Origin of the sequence: Phenylobacterium soli, assembly GCF_003254475.1 — a bacterium.
Lineage (GTDB): Bacteria > Pseudomonadota > Alphaproteobacteria > Caulobacterales > Caulobacteraceae > Phenylobacterium > Phenylobacterium soli.
Map to the genome: position 1 here is coordinate 1549679 of NZ_QFYQ01000001.1, position 14850 is coordinate 1564528.

The following is a 14850-nucleotide window of genomic DNA, read 5'->3' on the forward strand; positions in this document are numbered from 1 at the left end:
GCTAGGGGTGTTCGAACCAGCGCCTGACCGTCGCGCTGATCTCGGCTGCCTGCTCGCGGATCGCCGCGCCGGTCTCCGCCGGGCTCGAGACCCCGACGATGGCGCCCTGGCCGCCGGCCACGTCGCCCACCGGCACGTCGAGGACGAAGGCGACGACGGGGTCGCCGCTGCGACGCCGCAACAGGATCTCGCCTTCCCAGGTCTCACCCGCCTGCAGCGCCTGCATGATCTCGGCCGACTGCTCGCGCGTGTACTTGGCCGGCGTCAGCTCGAGGATGTCGCGCCCCAGGGCCTCGGCTTCCGACCAACCATAAAGGCGCTCGGCTGCCCGGTTCCAGACGGCGACCTGTCCCTGGAGGGTTGTGGCGATGACGGCGGTGTCCTCCGCCAGCGGCAGGGGACGGGCGAGCCGTTCGCGGATCCAGGCGAGCTCACGCGAGCTCTCGACGGTGTTCATGACGTCTCCTGGGGCGGGTGGCCCGGTACGAGGCCTATCATGGATCAATGCCGGATGCGCGGGGGACTGAGCGGCCTGATTGGTTTTCGGCGCCCGGAGGGCCTTTGCCCCTGGCGGGGCAGGGTCTATCCTCTCCGAGCGCAGTGGGTGAAAGCTATGAGCGACGCTGTCGGCCCTGGCGATCTGGTTCTATGCGTCAACGCCGCCCCGAACCATGTGACGGGCAGGCCGGTGCCCCTCAGGGCGGGCGAGACCTACCGGGTGCTTGGCGTGATGGAATTCGCCTGCCCCTGCGGCCGCTCAGACGCCCTGCTCGACGTCGGCGTCGATTTCGCCTGGTGCCAGACGCGTTTCCGGCTTCTCCCGAAGCCCAAGGCGCAGGCGAAGACGCGACGCGTTTCGGCGCCCAAGCAGAAAGAAACGGTCCGCTAGACGCGAACCTTCCCACGCGTGGGGCCATGGCCTCGCGCGCGACCCTTCGATCCAGAACTACCGTCGCGTGCGCGGCTCCAGGGCCGAACATTTCGCGGCAACCCCCGATTACGGGCTCGGTACTGGTCAAAATCGAGGGGGCATCCCATGCCAACCATTCTTGGCACGAACGGCGCTGACACCCTGAACGGGCTGTCCGGCGACAACCTGATCCAGGGCGGCGACGGCGCCGACAAGCTCAACGGGGGCGCCGGCAGGGACACCCTCGACGGCGGCCTCGGGGCCGACACCCTGAGCGGCAATTCCGGCGATGACGTCATGGTCTACGACGCCAGCGCTTCGGGCCTGAGCACCATCGCGCCGGGCGCCGGCGCGGGGGCGGACGTCGTCGACGGCGGCTCGGGCATCGACAGCCTGAAGCTCGTCCTGACCTACAACCAGTGGATCAGCGGCTCGGTGCAGGCGGACCTCTCGGCCTTCCTCGCCTTCCTGAACGCGAACACCAACGTCCACACCCAGGAAGCGACCAACGCGATCTTCACCTTCAGCCAGTCGGGCTGGAACCTGCAGGCCTCGAAGATCGAGACCCTGCAGGTGTTCGTCGGCAACGTGCAGGTGGCGGCCCTCGACCAGGCGCCGGTGATCACCTCGAACGGCGGCCAGGACACCGGGACCGCCAGCGTCTTCGAGAACAGCACGGCGGTGGGGACCGTCCAGGCGAGCGATCCGGACGCGGTCAGCGTGCTGAGCTACTCGATCGTCGGCGGCGCCGACGCGGCCAAGTTCAGCATCAACGCGACGACGGGCGCGCTGGCGTTCGTCTCCGCCCCGGACTTCGAACATCCGACGGCGAGCGGCGGCGGCAACGCCTATTCGGTGTGGGTGCAGGCCTCGGACGGATTGCTCACCGATGTCCAGAAGCTGACCGTCAATGTGCAGAACGTGAACGAGGCCCCGGCCGGGACCAATGGCTCCGGCACGGTGCTGGAGGACGGGACCTACACCTTCGCGGCGAGCGACTTCGGCTTCACCGATCCGAACGACTCCCCTGCCAACAGCCTGATGGCGGTGAAGATCACCACCCTGCCGGGCGCGGGCTCGCTGCAGCTCAACGGCGTCGCCGTGACCGCGGGCCAGACGATCCAGGCGGCTGACATCGGCAACCTGACGTTCACGCCGGCGGCCAACGCCAACGGGACCGGCTATGCGAACCTGACCTTCCAAGTGCAGGACGACGGCGGCACGGCCAACGGCGGCGTCGACCTCGATCCCACGGCGAACACCTTCACCTTCAACGTCACACCGGTGAACGACGCCCCGGCCGGGACCAACGGCTCGGGCACGGTGCTGGAGGACGGGACCTACACCTTCGCCGCGTCAGACTTCGGCTTCACCGATCCGAACGATTCCCCGGCCAACAGCCTGATGGCGGTGAAGATCACCACCCTGCCGGGCGCGGGCTCGCTGCAGCTCAACGGCGTCGCGGTGACCGCCGGCCAGACGATCCAGGCGGCCGACATTAGCCATCTCACCTTCACGCCCGCGGCCAATGCCAACGGGACCGGCTATGCGAGCCTGACCTTCCAGGTGCAGGACGACGGCGGCACGGCCAACGGCGGCGTCGACCTCGACCCCACGGCGAACACCTTCACCTTCAACGTGACACCGGTGAACGACGCCCCGGCGGGGACCAACGGCTCGGGCACGGTGCTGGAGGACGGGACCTACACCTTCGCGGCGAGCGACTTCGGCTTCACCGATCCGAACGACTCCCCGGCCAACAGCCTGATGGCGGTGAAGATCACCACCCTGCCGGGCGCGGGCTCGCTGCAGCTCAACGGCGTCGCCGTGACCGCGGGCCAGACGATCCAGGCGGCTGACATCGGCAACCTGACGTTCACGCCGGCGGCCAACGCCAACGGGACCGGCTATGCGAACCTGACCTTCCAAGTGCAGGACGACGGCGGCACGGCCAACGGCGGCGTCGACCTCGATCCCACGGCGAACACCTTCACCTTCAACGTGACACCGGTGAACGACGCCCCGGTGAACACCGTGCCCTCGGCCCAGACGGTCACCGCCGGCTCGGCCGCCGCTATCTCGGGACTGTCGGTCGCCGACGTCGACGACGCGGACAACGCGATCGCCGGCGACGAGACGGTGCAGGTCAGCCTGGCGGTTGGCCACGGCGCGCTGAACCTGTCCACGACCACCGGCCTGACCGGCGACACGGACGGCTCGGACGGGCAGCTGGCGATCACCGGCACGCTCGCCCAGGTGAACGCCGCCCTGGCGAGCCTGAGCTACACGGCGAACAGCGCTTATGCCGGCGCCGACACCCTGTCCGTGACGACCAGCGACCTCGGCCATTTCGGGACCGGCGGCGCCCAGAGCGACAGCGACACCGTCGCCCTGACGGTGCTGAGCGGCAACCACGCGCCGGTGGCGAACAACGACGCCATCATCGTCTCGACCAACACCGGCTTCACCATGCCGGTCGGCTGGCTGCTGGCCAACGACACGGACGCCGACGCCGACACGCTGGCAGTCACCGCGGCCAACGTCACCGCCGCCAACGGCTGGACCATCAGCCCGGTCACCTCGGGCGGAGTGGTCACCGGCTTCACCGTGAATTCGCCCGGCACGAACAGCACGACGGCGACCCTCGATTACACCCTGAGCGACGGGCACACGACGACCACCGGCCACGTCACCCTGACCACCACCGACACCAAGATCACCGGCGGCGCGGATACGGTCGACCTGCACGCCCAGACCTACGACTTCTCCTACATCGACGCGAACCAGGGGAACGACGCCGAAACCGGCAGCACGGTGGTTCCGGCGGGCGACGTCCTGCTCGGCAACTCGGGCGACGACAATCTGGCGGGCAACTCCGGAAGCGACACCCTGAACGGCGGGACAGGCGCCGACACCCTCAACGGCGGCAGCGGCGCGGACCTCTTCGTCTATGGCGCGACCGGGGAGAGCCAGGTCCCTGGGCGCAACACCAGCACGGACGTGATCAGCGACTTCACGCACGGGGTGGACCGCATCGACCTGTCGGCCATCGACGCCGACACGGGCCTTGCCGGCAATCAGGCCTTCGCCTTCGCCGGCGCGACGCCCACCGCGCATGCGATCTGGTGGACCGAGACCGGCGGCAACACCCTGGTCCTCGCTGACGTCAACGGCGATACGACCGCGGACATGGAGATCATCCTGACGGGTGTCGGCAAGGGCCTGACCGCGGCCGACTTCGTGCTCTAGCTTCGGCGGGCGCCAAAGCCGCGCCTCCGCGTTTGGCGGGGATGGGCTTGCCTTTCCCCAACCTTCCGGGCGCGCCGGCTCCGGCGCACGCGGCGCCGGCGTCCCCGACCGTGCCGCTCGGCGATCAGATCGAGCGGCTGGTCAACGGCGGGCCCCAGGCCTGGGCCCCGCTGCTGGCCGGGCTGCTCCACGCGCTGATCAACCTGGCGATCGGCGCAGGCATCCTGGTCGTCACGCTGTGGGTGGCGCGATGGGCCTCGCGGCTGGCGCGGGAGGCCCTGGCGCGGCTGCACGGGCGCTCGGCGCCGGACGCGGTGCTGGCCGGCTTCCTCGCCTCGCTGGTGCGCTACACGGTGGTGGTGATCGGCGGCATTGCAGTGCTGCAGCAGATCGGGGTGCAGACGACCTCGGTCCTGGCGGTGCTGGGCGCCGCCTCCCTCGCCATCGGCCTGGCGCTGCAGGGCGGGCTGTCGAACGTGGCGGCGGGGGTGATGATCCTGCTCCTGCGGCCCTATCGGATCGGCGACCGGGTGAAGATCGCCGACGTGGTCGGGCGGGTGCACGGGCTCGACCTCTTCGTCACGCGCCTCCACGACCTGCAGAACTCGGTGGTGTTCATCCCCAACTCCAAGGCGCTGGGCGAGGTGGTGGTGAACTATTCGATGCTCGAGGTGCGGCGCATCGACATGGACTTCGGCATCGACTACGACGACGACGAGGACCTGGCGCTGGCCCTACTGATCGAGATCGCCAAGGCCGATCCGCGCATCGTCGCCGACCCGCCGCCCTGGGCCAAGGTGACGGCCCTGAAGGACTCCTCGGTGACCGTGACCTTGCGGGCCTGGACTTCGCCGGCCGGCTACCGAGACACCCAGTTCGACCTCATCAAGGCGGTGAAGCAGCGTTTCCAGGCGGCCGGCCTCAGCTTCCCCTATCCGCACCAGGTGGCGGTGACGCAGCGCGAGTTCACCCCGCCGGACCAGGCGCGGCAGGAGGCCGAGCTGAGCAGCCTCAGCGCTGCGGCGAAGGCCGAGGCCGGGGTGGTGAAGGGGCGCTCGCGCGGGGCGCGGAGCACCGGCTCGACCTCAGAGGCCAAGGGGCCGACCGGCTAGGCCTTGGCGCGGTTGAGCGCGATGGCGGCGCGGATCAGATCCTGCAGAGCCTTGCCGTCGATGGTCTCGCCTTCCCGGATGTCGATGGCGCGCCGGGTGGCGCCCTCGAGGCTGGAGTTGAAGAGGCCCTTCGGATCGGGGAGCGAGGCGCCCTTGGCGAAGGTCAGCTTGACGGCGGCCTTGTAGGCCTCGCCGGTGCAGAGGATGCCCGAGGAGGACCAGACCGGCACGTTCCACTTCCACTCCTCGACCACGCCGGGATCGGCGGCGCGGATCAGGTCGCGGACGCGGGCCAGGGTCTCGCCGCGCCAGCCGGCGAGCTCGGCGATGCGGCCGTCGATCATCTGGGACGGCGTGACGCCGGGCGGGGGCGGGTTTCGCTTCATGCGCGGGCGGGGCCTTTGGCGAGATAGGGCAGGGCGAAGAGATAGAGCCCCGTCGCCAGCAGGGGAATGAGCGGGACGAGGGCGAGGAAGCCCAGCCACGGCGCCTGAACCTGGGCGGCCAGGGCGACGATGTTGGCGACGGCAAGGATCGTGAACGCCATCGAGAGCCAGCGATGCAGGCGGCGGATCCAGAGGTTCCAGGTCATGGGGGCTTGCTCCAGTTCAGGGCGCGATCATGGGGCCGGCCAGGAGGGCCTCGAGCCTGTCGAAATTGGCGCGCCAGCCGATCTGGGCGCCGCCGAAGTTCTGCGGCTGGTCGCGGCGGAATCCAGTCTGCTCCATGCGCAGGCGCGTGCCGGCGGCAGTCGGCGTCAGGGTCCAGGTGACGACGCTCGTCAGGCCATTGGTCGGGTGGTCGAAGTTCCAGCTGTAGGCGAGGGTGCGGTGCGGCTCGATCTCGAGCACCTCGCAGTCCAGCACCCCGCCCCATTCGCCGCGCAGGTTGAAGCGCGCGCCGAGCTCAGGGACGAAGTCGTTGGCCATCAGCCATTCGGCCATCAGGTGCGGCTGGGTGAGCGCGCGCCAGATCCGCTCCGGCGGATGGCCGATGTCCCGCTCGACGACGACGGAGAGCGGGCCGGCCGCGGGCCGGGCGGGGGTGAGGTCGGTCATTGGTCCATCCTGGCGAGGAGGTCCTCGAGGCGATCGAAGCGACCTTCCCAGAAGCCGGCCATCTGGCGCGTCCAGTCGAGCAGCGGCGCGAGGGCGCCGAGCTGGGCGGCGTAGTGGGTCTGGCGCCCCTCGTGGCGGTCGCGGACCAGGCCGGCGTGCTTGAGGGCGGCGAGATGCTTGGAGACCGCCGGCTGGGAGACGCCGGCCTGGGCGGTGAGCGCGCCGACCGTCTGCTCCCCCTCGCGGCACAGGCGCTCGAAGAGGGCCCGCCGGGTCGGGTCGGCGAGGGTGCGGAACAGGAGGTCGGGCGCGGCGGACACTGAAACTCATAACTCTCGGGTTATCGGTTGGATCGATAACTCTTGGGTTATGGATGAGTCAAGGGATCGTAATGAGCTAGGCCTCGTCCACCGCGCGGGCGACGAGGTCGCGCCAGGTGGGGTCGGTGTCGTCGACGAGGTCGACGTCGTCGATCAGGGCGACGGCGGAGGCGCCGTCGGGGAGGATCAGGCCGAGCACCTCCAGCACCTCGCCGTCCGGGCCGCCGTGCGCCTCGGCCTGGACCGCGACGGCGGCCTGCTCGCCGTCGTCGTCCCACCAGATCACCGGCTGCGGCAGCTCCATCTCGAGGGGCTTCGGACCCGTGGTGTCGGCGAGCGCGAACACGGCGCGGCCGGCCTGGACGTCATCGAGCGTGGCGACGGCGCCGGCGAAGGGCACGAGCCGGGTCCAGTCGTCGACGTCGAAGCCGCCGCCGTCGAAGTCGTCGTCCTCGGGCGTGGGGCCGCCCATGTTCAGCGCTTCATCCAGGGCTTGGAGGCGCCGGCCGGCTGGCGCCTGGCCTGGGTGGGCGAGAGCTTGGCGCCGGACGGCGCGGACTTGGCGTCCTGCGCGGCCTTCTTCAGGCGCAGCGCCCGCTGCATCGGGGTTTCGTTCGGATCATCGGGACGGTCGGTCATGGGCGTGACTTACCACAGGCGGTCCGTGTCATAACGGGCCGATGACGACCATCTACATCGACGCCGACGCCTGCCCGGTGAAGGACGAGGTCTACAAGGTGGCCGGGCGCTACGCCCTGCCGGTGTTCGTGGTGTCCAACAGCTGGATCCGCACGCCCGCCCTGCCGCGGGTGGAGCTGGTGGTGGTGGACGCCGGGCCGGACGTCGCCGACGACTGGATCGCCGAGCGGGCCGGCGTGGGCGACATCGTGGTCACCACCGACATTCCGCTGGCGCAGCGGGCGCTCAAGGCCGGCGCCCAGGCGATCCGGTCCAACGGCCAGGTGTTCAGCCACGACAACATCGGTTCGGCCCTTGCCGGACGGGCGATCGGCGAGCACCTGCGCTCCATGGGCGAGATCACCGGGGGGCCCAGGCCCTTCGCCGCCGCCGACCGCTCGAAGTTCCTGCAGGCGCTCGACGCTGCGGTGGTGCGCGCGAAGCGGGCCGGGTGAACAGCCCTCAGGGCGCCCCGACGTCAGTCGAAAGCTGGTTTATCCTGCGCCGAAACAGGGATTTGCGGAGGATCGGACAGTGGCGGAGCGGTTGCCGAAGGCGTGCATCATCGGCGCGGGATGCTCGGGGTTCACGACGGCCAAGAAGCTGAAGGACCTCGGCGTGCCGTTCGACTGCTTCGAGATGAGCGACGACATCGGCGGCAACTGGTACTTCAACAACCCGAACGGGATGTCGGCCTGCTACGAGAGCCTGCACATCGACACCTCGAAGTGGCGGCTGGCGTTCGAGGACTATCCCGTGCCGGCCGACTGGCCGGACTTCCCGCACCATCGCCAGCTGCTGCAGTACTTCCACGACTACGTGGACCACTTCGGCCTTCGCCCGCTGATCACGTTCAACACCCGCGTGGAGCGGGCCGAGCGGACCGCGGACGGCCTCTGGAAGGTGACGCTCGGCTCCGGCGAGAGCCGGATCTACGACGTGCTGTTCGTCTGCAACGGCCACCACTGGGACCCGCGGGTCCCGGAATATCCGGGCAAGTTCGACGGCCCGGCCTTCCACGTGCACAGCTACCGCACGCCCTTCGAGCCGGTCGACATGCGCGGCAAGAACGTGGTGATCGTCGGCATGGGCAACTCGGCCATGGACGTGGCCTCGGAGCTGGCCCAGCGGCCGATCGCCAAGAACCTGTGGGTGGCGGCGCGGCGGGGCGTCTGGGTGCTGCCGAAGTACATGGACGGCAAGGTGGCCGACAAGGCGTCCATGCCGCACTGGATGCCGCGCAAGCTGGGCTTGGCCCTGGCGCGGGCCAAGATCAAGCGCGCGGTCGGGCGGATGGAGGACTACGGCCTGCCCAAGCCGGACCACGAGCCGCTGGAGGCCCACCCCTCGGTGTCGGGCGAGTTCCTGACCCGCGCCGGCTGCGGCGACGTGAAGTTCAAGCCGAACATCGCCGAGCTGATGGGCAGGAAGGTGAAGTTCGAGGACGGCTCGGTGGAGGACGTCGACGTCATCGTCTACGCCACCGGCTACAAGATCAGCTTCCCGTTCTTCAAGGACCCGGAGCTGCTGCCCGACGCGGAGCACCGCTTCCCGCTGTTCAAACGGATGATGAAGCCGGAGATCCCCAACCTGTTCTTCATGGGCCTGGCCCAGCCGCTGCCGACGCTGGTCAATTTCGCCGAGCAGCAGGCGAAGCTCGCCGGCGCCTACCTGGTCGGCCAGTACAAGCCGCCGAGCCCGGCCGAGATGAAGGCGGTCACCGCCAAGGACGAGGCGCTGCACCTCGGCCCCTACTACAAGGCCGCGCGGCACACGATCCAGGTGGACTTCGGGATCTATGTCCACGACCTCCTGAAGGAGATCGAGGCCGGAGCCAAGCGGGCCAAGGCGGCGGGCAACCCGCTGCCCGTTCCGGCGCGGGCCGAGGCGCCGGCGGCGTTGGCGGCGGAGTAGATTCGGCTCAGTCGGCGTACACCGCCCGCTCGAAAGCCTCGAAGAGCTTGAGGGCGGCGGGGTCGGCGAAGGGGAGGAGCTGGGTCATCAGGACGCCGGCGGCGCCGGACTTCGGATCGGCCCAGTAGTAGCAGTTCGAGAGGCCCGCCCAGGCGAGGCTGCCGGCGGCGCGGCCGGCGGGGCCGGGCTCGAGGTTGACCAGGAAGCCGAGGCTCCAGCCGGTGGGCTGGCCGGGGAAGGCGTCGAAGTCGTTGGAGAGGTGCTTGGCGGCGCTCTTCAGGACGCCGGGGCGCGGCTCGGTGAGCTGGCTCTCGGTGAAGAGCTTCATCTGCGCCGGCGGCAGGATCTGCGGGCCGCGGCCGATCACGGCTTCCAGGAACTTCAGGTAGTCGGGGGCGGTGGAGTGCAGGCCGCCGCCGCCCATCTGGAAGAACGGCGGCTCGGGCATGCCGAACGGGAAGGGCGCGAGGCCGCCGTCCGGGAGGCGGGCGTGCATGGGCGCGAGGCGCGCGCGCTGGGCGTCGGTGAGCGAGAAGCCGGTGTCGGCCATGCCGAGCGGCTTGAAGACGCGCTCGGCGAAGACGGTCCCGAGGTCCTGCTTCGTCACCGCCTCGATCATCCGGCCGGCGAAGTCGATGCCGAAGCCATAGGCCCAGTCAGCGCCCGGCTCGAACAGCAGCGGCAGGCCGGCCGGCGGGGTTGGGCCCATGGTGGTCTGGCCGGCGTGGCCGAGCCAGCGGATCAGGTCGGGGCTGGCGAAGTCGTAGCCGAGACCGGAGGTGTGGCTCAGCAGGCGGCGCAGGGTCACCGGCTCGCGAGCGGGCCGCAGGCGCGGCTGGCCGTCCTCGCCGAAGCCTTCGAGGACCTGGGGCTCGGCCAGTTCGGGGACGAGCGGGCCGACCGGCGCGTCGAGGTCGAGCTTGCCCTCGGCGACGAGCTGCAGGGCGACGAGGGAGGTGATCGCCTTGGTCATGGAGGCGATCCAGAACATCTGGTCGGGGAGCAGCGGCGCCGGATCGGCGACGCCCTTGTGGCCGACGGCGAGGCTGATCGTCTCGCCCGTGGGCGTCACGGCGGCGGCGGCGGCGCCGGGCAGGCCGCTCTCGGCCAGAGCCTTCTCCAGCGCTTCACGGATCGTCTGTTCGGACATGTCGCCTCCCTTGATGCGCCGAGCTTAGCCGCGCTTCCCGGACGGCAGGGAGGGCCAAATCCGCCGAACCTCTAGCCGAGCGCCTTCTTGGCCGCGGCCTCGACCGCCTCGCGCGGGATCAGGCGGATGGTGGAGCTGGCCTTGGCGAGAACGTTGCCGGCGGCGTCGAGGAGGCGGCCCTCGGCGAAGCAGGTGGCCTTGCCGCGGCGCTCGATCCAGCCCTCGGCGATCACCCGACCGGGGCGGGCGGGCGCGAAATAGCTGACCTTCAGCTCCAGCGACATGGGCGTCAGGTCGGGCAGGAGCGACATGGAGGCGTGGGCCATGGCCGCGTCGATCCAGCCGCAGACGAAGCCGCCCTGGGCGACGCCGCCCGAGTGGCACATCTGGGGACCCACCTCGTACTCGATCGCCGCCCGGCCGTTCGCCATCTCGACGACGCGGATCTGGCCAAGGGTGTCGTGCAGGGCGGGGGCGACGGCGTCGGTCATCGGGAACTCCAGCGAACTCGTCCTGTCGCTTAGAGCCATAGCCGCCGTCGTCAAGCGGTCGCAGACAGGCCGCCCCCTCGAGGCCGTCTCTCAGGCGGCCGCGGCCTGGGCGTCCAGGGCCTGACGCAGGACGGCCAGCAGGTGCTCGGGCTTCATCGGCTTCTCGACCACCCCGTCCATGCCGGCGGCGAGGTAATCGGCGGCGTCGTCGGGATCGGCGTTGGCGGTGAGGGCGACGATCGGCACCTCGCCGGCCTCGCCGGGCAGGTCGCGGATGGCGCGGGCGGCGCTGATCCCGTCCATCCGGGGCATCTTGATGTCCATCAGGATCAGGTCGAACCGGCCGGCGCGCGCCGCCTCCAGCGCCTCGACGCCGTCGACGGCGGACTCCGAGGTGCAGTCGAACATCTCGCACAGCGCCTGGGCGACCATGCGGTTGGTGGCGTTGTCGTCGACCACCAGGACGTGGGCCGAGCGGCCGGCCGAGCGCGGCTCCGGCTCGGGCAGGGCGCGGGCCTTGGGCAGGTCGAGCTCGAAGGCGACGGTCTGGCCGGCGCCGGGGTTGGTCTCCTCGCCGATGCGGCCGCCGAGCTCCTGGACGATGCGTCGGGCCAGGAGCACGCCGAGCGCCACCTCCAGGCCGAACTGGGAGTCCACCTCGCGCACCCGGGCCTCAAGGCCGCGGCCGTCGCGGGCCGGATCGCGGGCGCCGCGGATGCGGCCGGTGAGCCGCAGGCCGGCGGGACCTTCCTCGGCCCGCAGGCTGGCTTCCACCGCGCCGCGGCGCGCGCCGCCGACGGCCTCGGCGATGAAGGCGTCGAACACCTGGGTGAGGCGGGCGCGGTCGGCGTGGACGCAGGCCTCCGGCGCGCCATCGTAGGAGACGAGCAGGGTGACCCCGGCCATGCCGGCCGCCGCGCGCCAGCGCGCCTCCACGTCGTCCATCAGGTCGCGCAGCACGAGCGGCGCGGGATTGAGGGCGAGGCCATCGCTGGCGACGGCGTGGATGTCGAGGGCGGCGTCGAGGGTGCGGCGCACGGCGTCGGCGGCTTCGGAGACGCCGGCGAGGCAGGCCTGGGCGTCGGGGGTGAGGCGCTGGCGGGCGAGCTGTTCGGTGAGCGCCAGGATGCCGGCCATCTGCTGGCGGATGTCGGCCGTCACGCGGTCGAAGATGTAATCCGGCAGGGACATGGTCGGCCGACTGAAACGCCTCGGGCCGGCACTATGGCCAGACGCGCTTGCGGAGAGGTTAAACGGCCGGGAAATCAGAAAAAAAGGGCGGCGACCCTCGGGTCGCCGCCCTCGAAGAAGGCGCTGGGAGGAAAAATAGCGCCTGTTCGGTAGCGCCGCTTAGAAGCGGTACTGCAGCTCCATGCCGTAGGTGCGCGGCTGGATCAGGCCGCGCGTGATCGACACGCCGTTCTGATAGATGCCGCCGGCGCCGAAGCCGAAGGTGGCCGTCGGGGTGGTGGAGCCGGTCGAGGTGTAGCCCTTCTCGTCGAAGGCGTTCTTGACGAAGCCGATGACCGAGTAGCGGTCCTTGGCGTCCTTCCAGATCGCGCGGAAGTCGGCCGTGCCGTAGGACGGCACCGAGAAGGCCGGGTCGTTCTTGAACGGCTGGTACAGGGTCTTGTCGGTCCAGGTGTAGGTGGCCGAGAGGACCAGCGAGCCCGGATCGAAGTCGATCGTGTAGTTGCCGTTCAGCGCGAACTTGTTCTTCGGCGACTGGTAGAGCGGCGAGCCCTCGACGTTCTGGTAGACGATCGGCACACCGTTGAGCGTGGCGGTCTGGCCTTGCGGGCGGGCGCCCGCCAGAAGCGCGGAGGGGTCCGCCGGGTCGAAGAAGCAGCAGCCCTTGGTGATCTTGGTGTTCAGGTAGCCGTAGCTCGCGTTGAACTGCAGGTTGCGGATCGGCTGCCAGATGGCTTCCAGCTCGAGGCCGTAGGCGCGGGCGTCGACGTTCACGAAGTAGTTGGCCGACGAGGTCTTGGCCTCGTTCAGCTGCTGCACGTTGAGCTGCAGGTCCTTGTAGTCGTTGTAGAACAGCGCGCCGTTCAGGATCAGGGTGCGGGCGATGGTCTTCTTGGCGCCGAGTTCGAAGGCGTTGACCGCCTCCTGCTTGGCTTCGGCCTTCGGCGAGAGGGTGCCGAGGAGGAAGCCGCCCGACTTATAGCCACGGCTGTACTTGCCGTAGACCAGGGTGTCGCGGTCCGGCGTCCAGTCGAGGTTCAGGGTGCCGGTGACGGCGTCCCAGCTGTTGCTCATCGACCGGTTCGGCTGCACGCCCGGCTTGCTCGGGTCGAAGTCGGAGGAGACGTCGATCGCCAGGCCACGCAGCAGCGCCGAGGCCTGCCCGTAGGGGCTGGACGGCGAGAACATGATCAGGCGCTCGTACTCGTTGCCGTCCTTCTTGTCCTTCGTGTAGCGCAGGCCGCCGGTCAGCGACCAGCTGTCGCTGAACTTGTAGGTCGCCTGGCCGAACACCGCGTAGGCGTCGGAGACCAGGTGGGCCTGGATGTCGACGGTGTCGCGGCTGGGGTTGGCCGGGGCCGGCGTCAGCGAGAACGGCGACAGGCTGATGTAGAAGGGCGAGGCCACCTGGGCCTGCTGCGGGTCGCCGTACTGGATCCGCTGGTTGTAGACCTCGTGGTACTGGTAGAGACCGACGATCCACTGGAGCGGGCCGTCGCCCTTGGAGGTCAGGTTGAGCTCGTTCGAGAAGTACTTCTTCTTCTCCAGGAAGTCGGTGGTGTAGTCGACGAAGATCCCCGGCGTGCCATTGACCGTGATCGAGCCGGTGCGGCTGGTGTTATCGAGGTCGCCGCCGGTCTGGTAGATGTACTGCTGGAAGCCGCCGATGTACTTCAGGTCGGCGAAGCCCAGGTCCTGGGTGACCTGCAGGGTCACCAGGTGGTTGCCGCGCAGCTGGCCGTAGCCGTTGCGGTTGGTGTTCATCTTGTACGGGTCGGACGCGCCGGGGTTGGCGGTGGTGTAGCCGTACTGCGGGTTGGTCGTGAGCTGGCCGATCGGGCCGAACGGCAGGGCCGTGTCGTAGGGGGTGACCAGATTCGACCAGCGGTCGCCGACGCCGGTGGTGTCGTCCCAGGCGGTGCGGCTGTAGCGCGCCCAGAAGGTGGTCTTGTCGCCCAGCTCGCCCTCGGCCTGCGCCTCGAAGTAGTTGCGCTTGATCGAGCCGCCGTCGTTGGCCGTGCCGATGTTCTTGATGAAGCCGTCGGCTTCCTCGTGGGTGCCGCCGACCTTGATGCGCAGGTTGTCGGCCAGCGGGATCGAGACCACGCCTTCGGCGCGGTAGTGGCTGTCGTTGCCGACGATGCCGCGGACTTCGCCCGAGAACTCCTTCGCCGGACGCTTGGAGATGATGTTGATCGCGCCGCCCATGGCGTTGCGGCCGTAGAGGGTGCCCTGCGGACCGCGCAGGATCTCGGTGCGCTCGGTGAACAGCGGCGTCTTGAACAGCTCGGCCGAGGAGGCGGAGTAGAAGGCGTCGGTGTAGGAGGCCACGCCCGGGTCGTTGCCGACGTAGAAGGTGTTGCGGCCGGCGCCGCGCAGGCTGACGCGGTCGGTGCCGGAGTAGTTCATGCCCGGCGTGAAGTTCACGAAGTCCTGGATGCCGGTGATGCCGACCACGTCGCGCTTGGCGGAGGTGAAGGCGGTGACGGCGACGGGCACGTCCTGAAGCGACTGCTCACGCTTCTCGGCGGTGACCACCAGCTCTTCCACCTGGTTCGCGGGCTCGGCCGCAGGCGCCGCGGCTTGCGCGAAGGCGGGGTGGGAAACGGCGGAAAGGGCGACGGCGGAAGCGCCCATGGCGAGCAGCGTCCGCAGGCGCGGTTGAATCGACGACATAAAGTCCTCCCAAGGCCGGGCGGGGGGAGCCGCCGGGCCAGTCGTAGTGCGCGTGTGATGGACCCGGGCGCGGGGAGGCGCCCGAGGCGGCGGAACCTCGT

The 14850-nt window shown here is 69.8% G+C and carries 16 protein-coding genes; 5 read left to right on the forward strand and 11 right to left on the reverse strand.

The features are described from left to right. Position 1: 1 nt before the first annotated feature. Positions 2 to 457, reverse strand: coding sequence for a PAS domain-containing protein (locus DJ017_RS07720; protein WP_111528169.1), 456 nt, complete (start codon positions 455 to 457; stop codon positions 2 to 4). 156 nt (positions 458 to 613) lie between these two features. On the opposite strand from DJ017_RS07720, the gene DJ017_RS07725 reads away from it, so the two are divergent. The 3 genes from DJ017_RS07725 to DJ017_RS07735 all read left to right on the forward strand — a co-directional run bounded on the left by DJ017_RS07725 (position 614) and on the right by DJ017_RS07735 (position 5271). Next, entirely contained in the window at positions 614 to 889 is a 276-nt protein-coding gene (locus DJ017_RS07725) for a hypothetical protein (protein WP_111528170.1), read from the forward strand. A gap of 147 nt (positions 890 to 1036) precedes the next feature. Continuing rightward, complete coding sequence (locus tag DJ017_RS07730; RefSeq protein WP_111528171.1) at positions 1037 to 4159, forward strand: beta strand repeat-containing protein; 3123 nt, start codon at positions 1037 to 1039, stop codon at positions 4157 to 4159. Positions 4160 to 4200: 41 nt separating this feature from the next. Then, on the forward strand, positions 4201 to 5271 hold the full coding sequence (locus tag DJ017_RS07735) for a mechanosensitive ion channel family protein (protein WP_111528172.1): 1071 nt from the start codon (positions 4201 to 4203) through the stop codon (positions 5269 to 5271). On the opposite strand, the gene DJ017_RS07740 is transcribed toward DJ017_RS07735, so the two are convergent. The 6 genes from DJ017_RS07740 to DJ017_RS20305 all read right to left on the reverse strand — a co-directional run bounded on the left by DJ017_RS07740 (position 5268) and on the right by DJ017_RS20305 (position 7288). Next, positions 5268 to 5657: a DUF1801 domain-containing protein gene (locus DJ017_RS07740; protein ID WP_111528173.1), complete on the reverse strand. Its 390-nt coding sequence runs from the start codon at positions 5655 to 5657 to the stop codon at positions 5268 to 5270. The genes DJ017_RS07735 and DJ017_RS07740 overlap by 4 nt on opposite strands. Next, entirely contained in the window at positions 5654 to 5863 is a 210-nt protein-coding gene (locus tag DJ017_RS07745) for a hypothetical protein (RefSeq protein ID WP_111528174.1), read from the reverse strand. Before DJ017_RS07745 ends, DJ017_RS07740 begins: the two co-directional genes overlap by 4 nt. Before the next feature lie 16 nt (positions 5864 to 5879). Continuing rightward, on the reverse strand, positions 5880 to 6329 hold the full coding sequence (locus tag DJ017_RS07750) for an SRPBCC family protein (RefSeq protein ID WP_111528175.1): 450 nt from the start codon (positions 6327 to 6329) through the stop codon (positions 5880 to 5882). Then, a complete protein-coding gene (locus DJ017_RS07755) occupies positions 6326 to 6649 on the reverse strand; it encodes an ArsR/SmtB family transcription factor (protein ID WP_111528176.1) in 324 nt (107 codons plus the stop codon). Before DJ017_RS07755 ends, DJ017_RS07750 begins: the two co-directional genes overlap by 4 nt. Before the next feature lie 76 nt (positions 6650 to 6725). Beyond that, positions 6726 to 7121, reverse strand: coding sequence for a hypothetical protein (locus DJ017_RS07760; RefSeq protein ID WP_111528177.1), 396 nt, complete (start codon positions 7119 to 7121; stop codon positions 6726 to 6728). A 2-nt stretch (positions 7122 to 7123) separates the two neighbouring features. Beyond that, complete coding sequence (locus tag DJ017_RS20305; protein ID WP_165830562.1) at positions 7124 to 7288, reverse strand: hypothetical protein; 165 nt, start codon at positions 7286 to 7288, stop codon at positions 7124 to 7126. A 41-nt stretch (positions 7289 to 7329) separates the two neighbouring features. Here DJ017_RS20305 and DJ017_RS07765 point away from each other — a divergent pair, with 41 nt between their 5' ends. Both DJ017_RS07765 and DJ017_RS07770 read left to right on the forward strand, forming a co-directional pair. Beyond that, positions 7330 to 7782, forward strand: coding sequence for a YaiI/YqxD family protein (locus tag DJ017_RS07765; protein ID WP_111528178.1), 453 nt, complete (start codon positions 7330 to 7332; stop codon positions 7780 to 7782). Between the two features lie 79 nt (positions 7783 to 7861). Then, complete coding sequence (locus tag DJ017_RS07770; protein ID WP_111528179.1) at positions 7862 to 9241, forward strand: flavin-containing monooxygenase; 1380 nt, start codon at positions 7862 to 7864, stop codon at positions 9239 to 9241. A 7-nt stretch (positions 9242 to 9248) separates the two neighbouring features. On the opposite strand, the gene DJ017_RS07775 is transcribed toward DJ017_RS07770, so the two are convergent. The 4 genes from DJ017_RS07775 to DJ017_RS07790 form a co-directional block, all read right to left on the reverse strand. After that, positions 9249 to 10391 (reverse strand): serine hydrolase domain-containing protein, encoded by a 1143-nt coding sequence (locus DJ017_RS07775; RefSeq protein ID WP_111528180.1) that lies wholly within the window; start codon positions 10389 to 10391, stop codon positions 9249 to 9251. 71 nt (positions 10392 to 10462) lie between these two features. Continuing rightward, positions 10463 to 10882, reverse strand: a complete 420-nt coding sequence (locus DJ017_RS07780; RefSeq protein ID WP_111528181.1) for a PaaI family thioesterase — start codon at positions 10880 to 10882, stop codon at positions 10463 to 10465. A gap of 90 nt (positions 10883 to 10972) precedes the next feature. Beyond that, positions 10973 to 12073, reverse strand: coding sequence for a response regulator (locus DJ017_RS07785; RefSeq protein WP_111528182.1), 1101 nt, complete (start codon positions 12071 to 12073; stop codon positions 10973 to 10975). Positions 12074 to 12232: 159 nt separating this feature from the next. After that, the gene (locus DJ017_RS07790) at positions 12233 to 14749 is read right to left on the reverse strand and encodes a TonB-dependent receptor (protein WP_111528183.1); all 2517 of its coding nucleotides are present in this window, start codon (positions 14747 to 14749) and stop codon (positions 12233 to 12235) included. Positions 14750 to 14850 lie beyond the last annotated feature (101 nt).

Coding starts and splice junctions, on each gene's coding strand:
- DJ017_RS07735 (WP_111528172.1), top strand. CDS start 4,201: ATGGGCTTGCCTTTCCCCAACCTTCCGGGCGCGCCGGCTCCGGCGCAC.
- DJ017_RS07740 (WP_111528173.1), bottom strand. CDS start 5,657: ATGAAGCGAAACCCGCCCCCGCCCGGCGTCACGCCGTCCCAGATGATC.
- DJ017_RS07765 (WP_111528178.1), top strand. CDS start 7,330: ATGACGACCATCTACATCGACGCCGACGCCTGCCCGGTGAAGGACGAG.
- DJ017_RS07750 (WP_111528175.1), bottom strand. CDS start 6,329: ATGACCGACCTCACCCCCGCCCGGCCCGCGGCCGGCCCGCTCTCCGTC.
- DJ017_RS07775 (WP_111528180.1), bottom strand. CDS start 10,391: ATGTCCGAACAGACGATCCGTGAAGCGCTGGAGAAGGCTCTGGCCGAG.
- DJ017_RS07785 (WP_111528182.1), bottom strand. CDS start 12,073: ATGTCCCTGCCGGATTACATCTTCGACCGCGTGACGGCCGACATCCGC.
- DJ017_RS20305 (WP_165830562.1), bottom strand. CDS start 7,288: ATGACCGACCGTCCCGATGATCCGAACGAAACCCCGATGCAGCGGGCG.
- DJ017_RS07745 (WP_111528174.1), bottom strand. CDS start 5,863: ATGACCTGGAACCTCTGGATCCGCCGCCTGCATCGCTGGCTCTCGATG.
- DJ017_RS07725 (WP_111528170.1), top strand. CDS start 614: ATGAGCGACGCTGTCGGCCCTGGCGATCTGGTTCTATGCGTCAACGCC.
- DJ017_RS07720 (WP_111528169.1), bottom strand. CDS start 457: ATGAACACCGTCGAGAGCTCGCGTGAGCTCGCCTGGATCCGCGAACGG.
- DJ017_RS07760 (WP_111528177.1), bottom strand. CDS start 7,121: ATGGGCGGCCCCACGCCCGAGGACGACGACTTCGACGGCGGCGGCTTC.
- DJ017_RS07780 (WP_111528181.1), bottom strand. CDS start 10,882: ATGACCGACGCCGTCGCCCCCGCCCTGCACGACACCCTTGGCCAGATC.
- DJ017_RS07730 (WP_111528171.1), top strand. CDS start 1,037: ATGCCAACCATTCTTGGCACGAACGGCGCTGACACCCTGAACGGGCTG.
- DJ017_RS07790 (WP_111528183.1), bottom strand. CDS start 14,749: ATGTCGTCGATTCAACCGCGCCTGCGGACGCTGCTCGCCATGGGCGCT.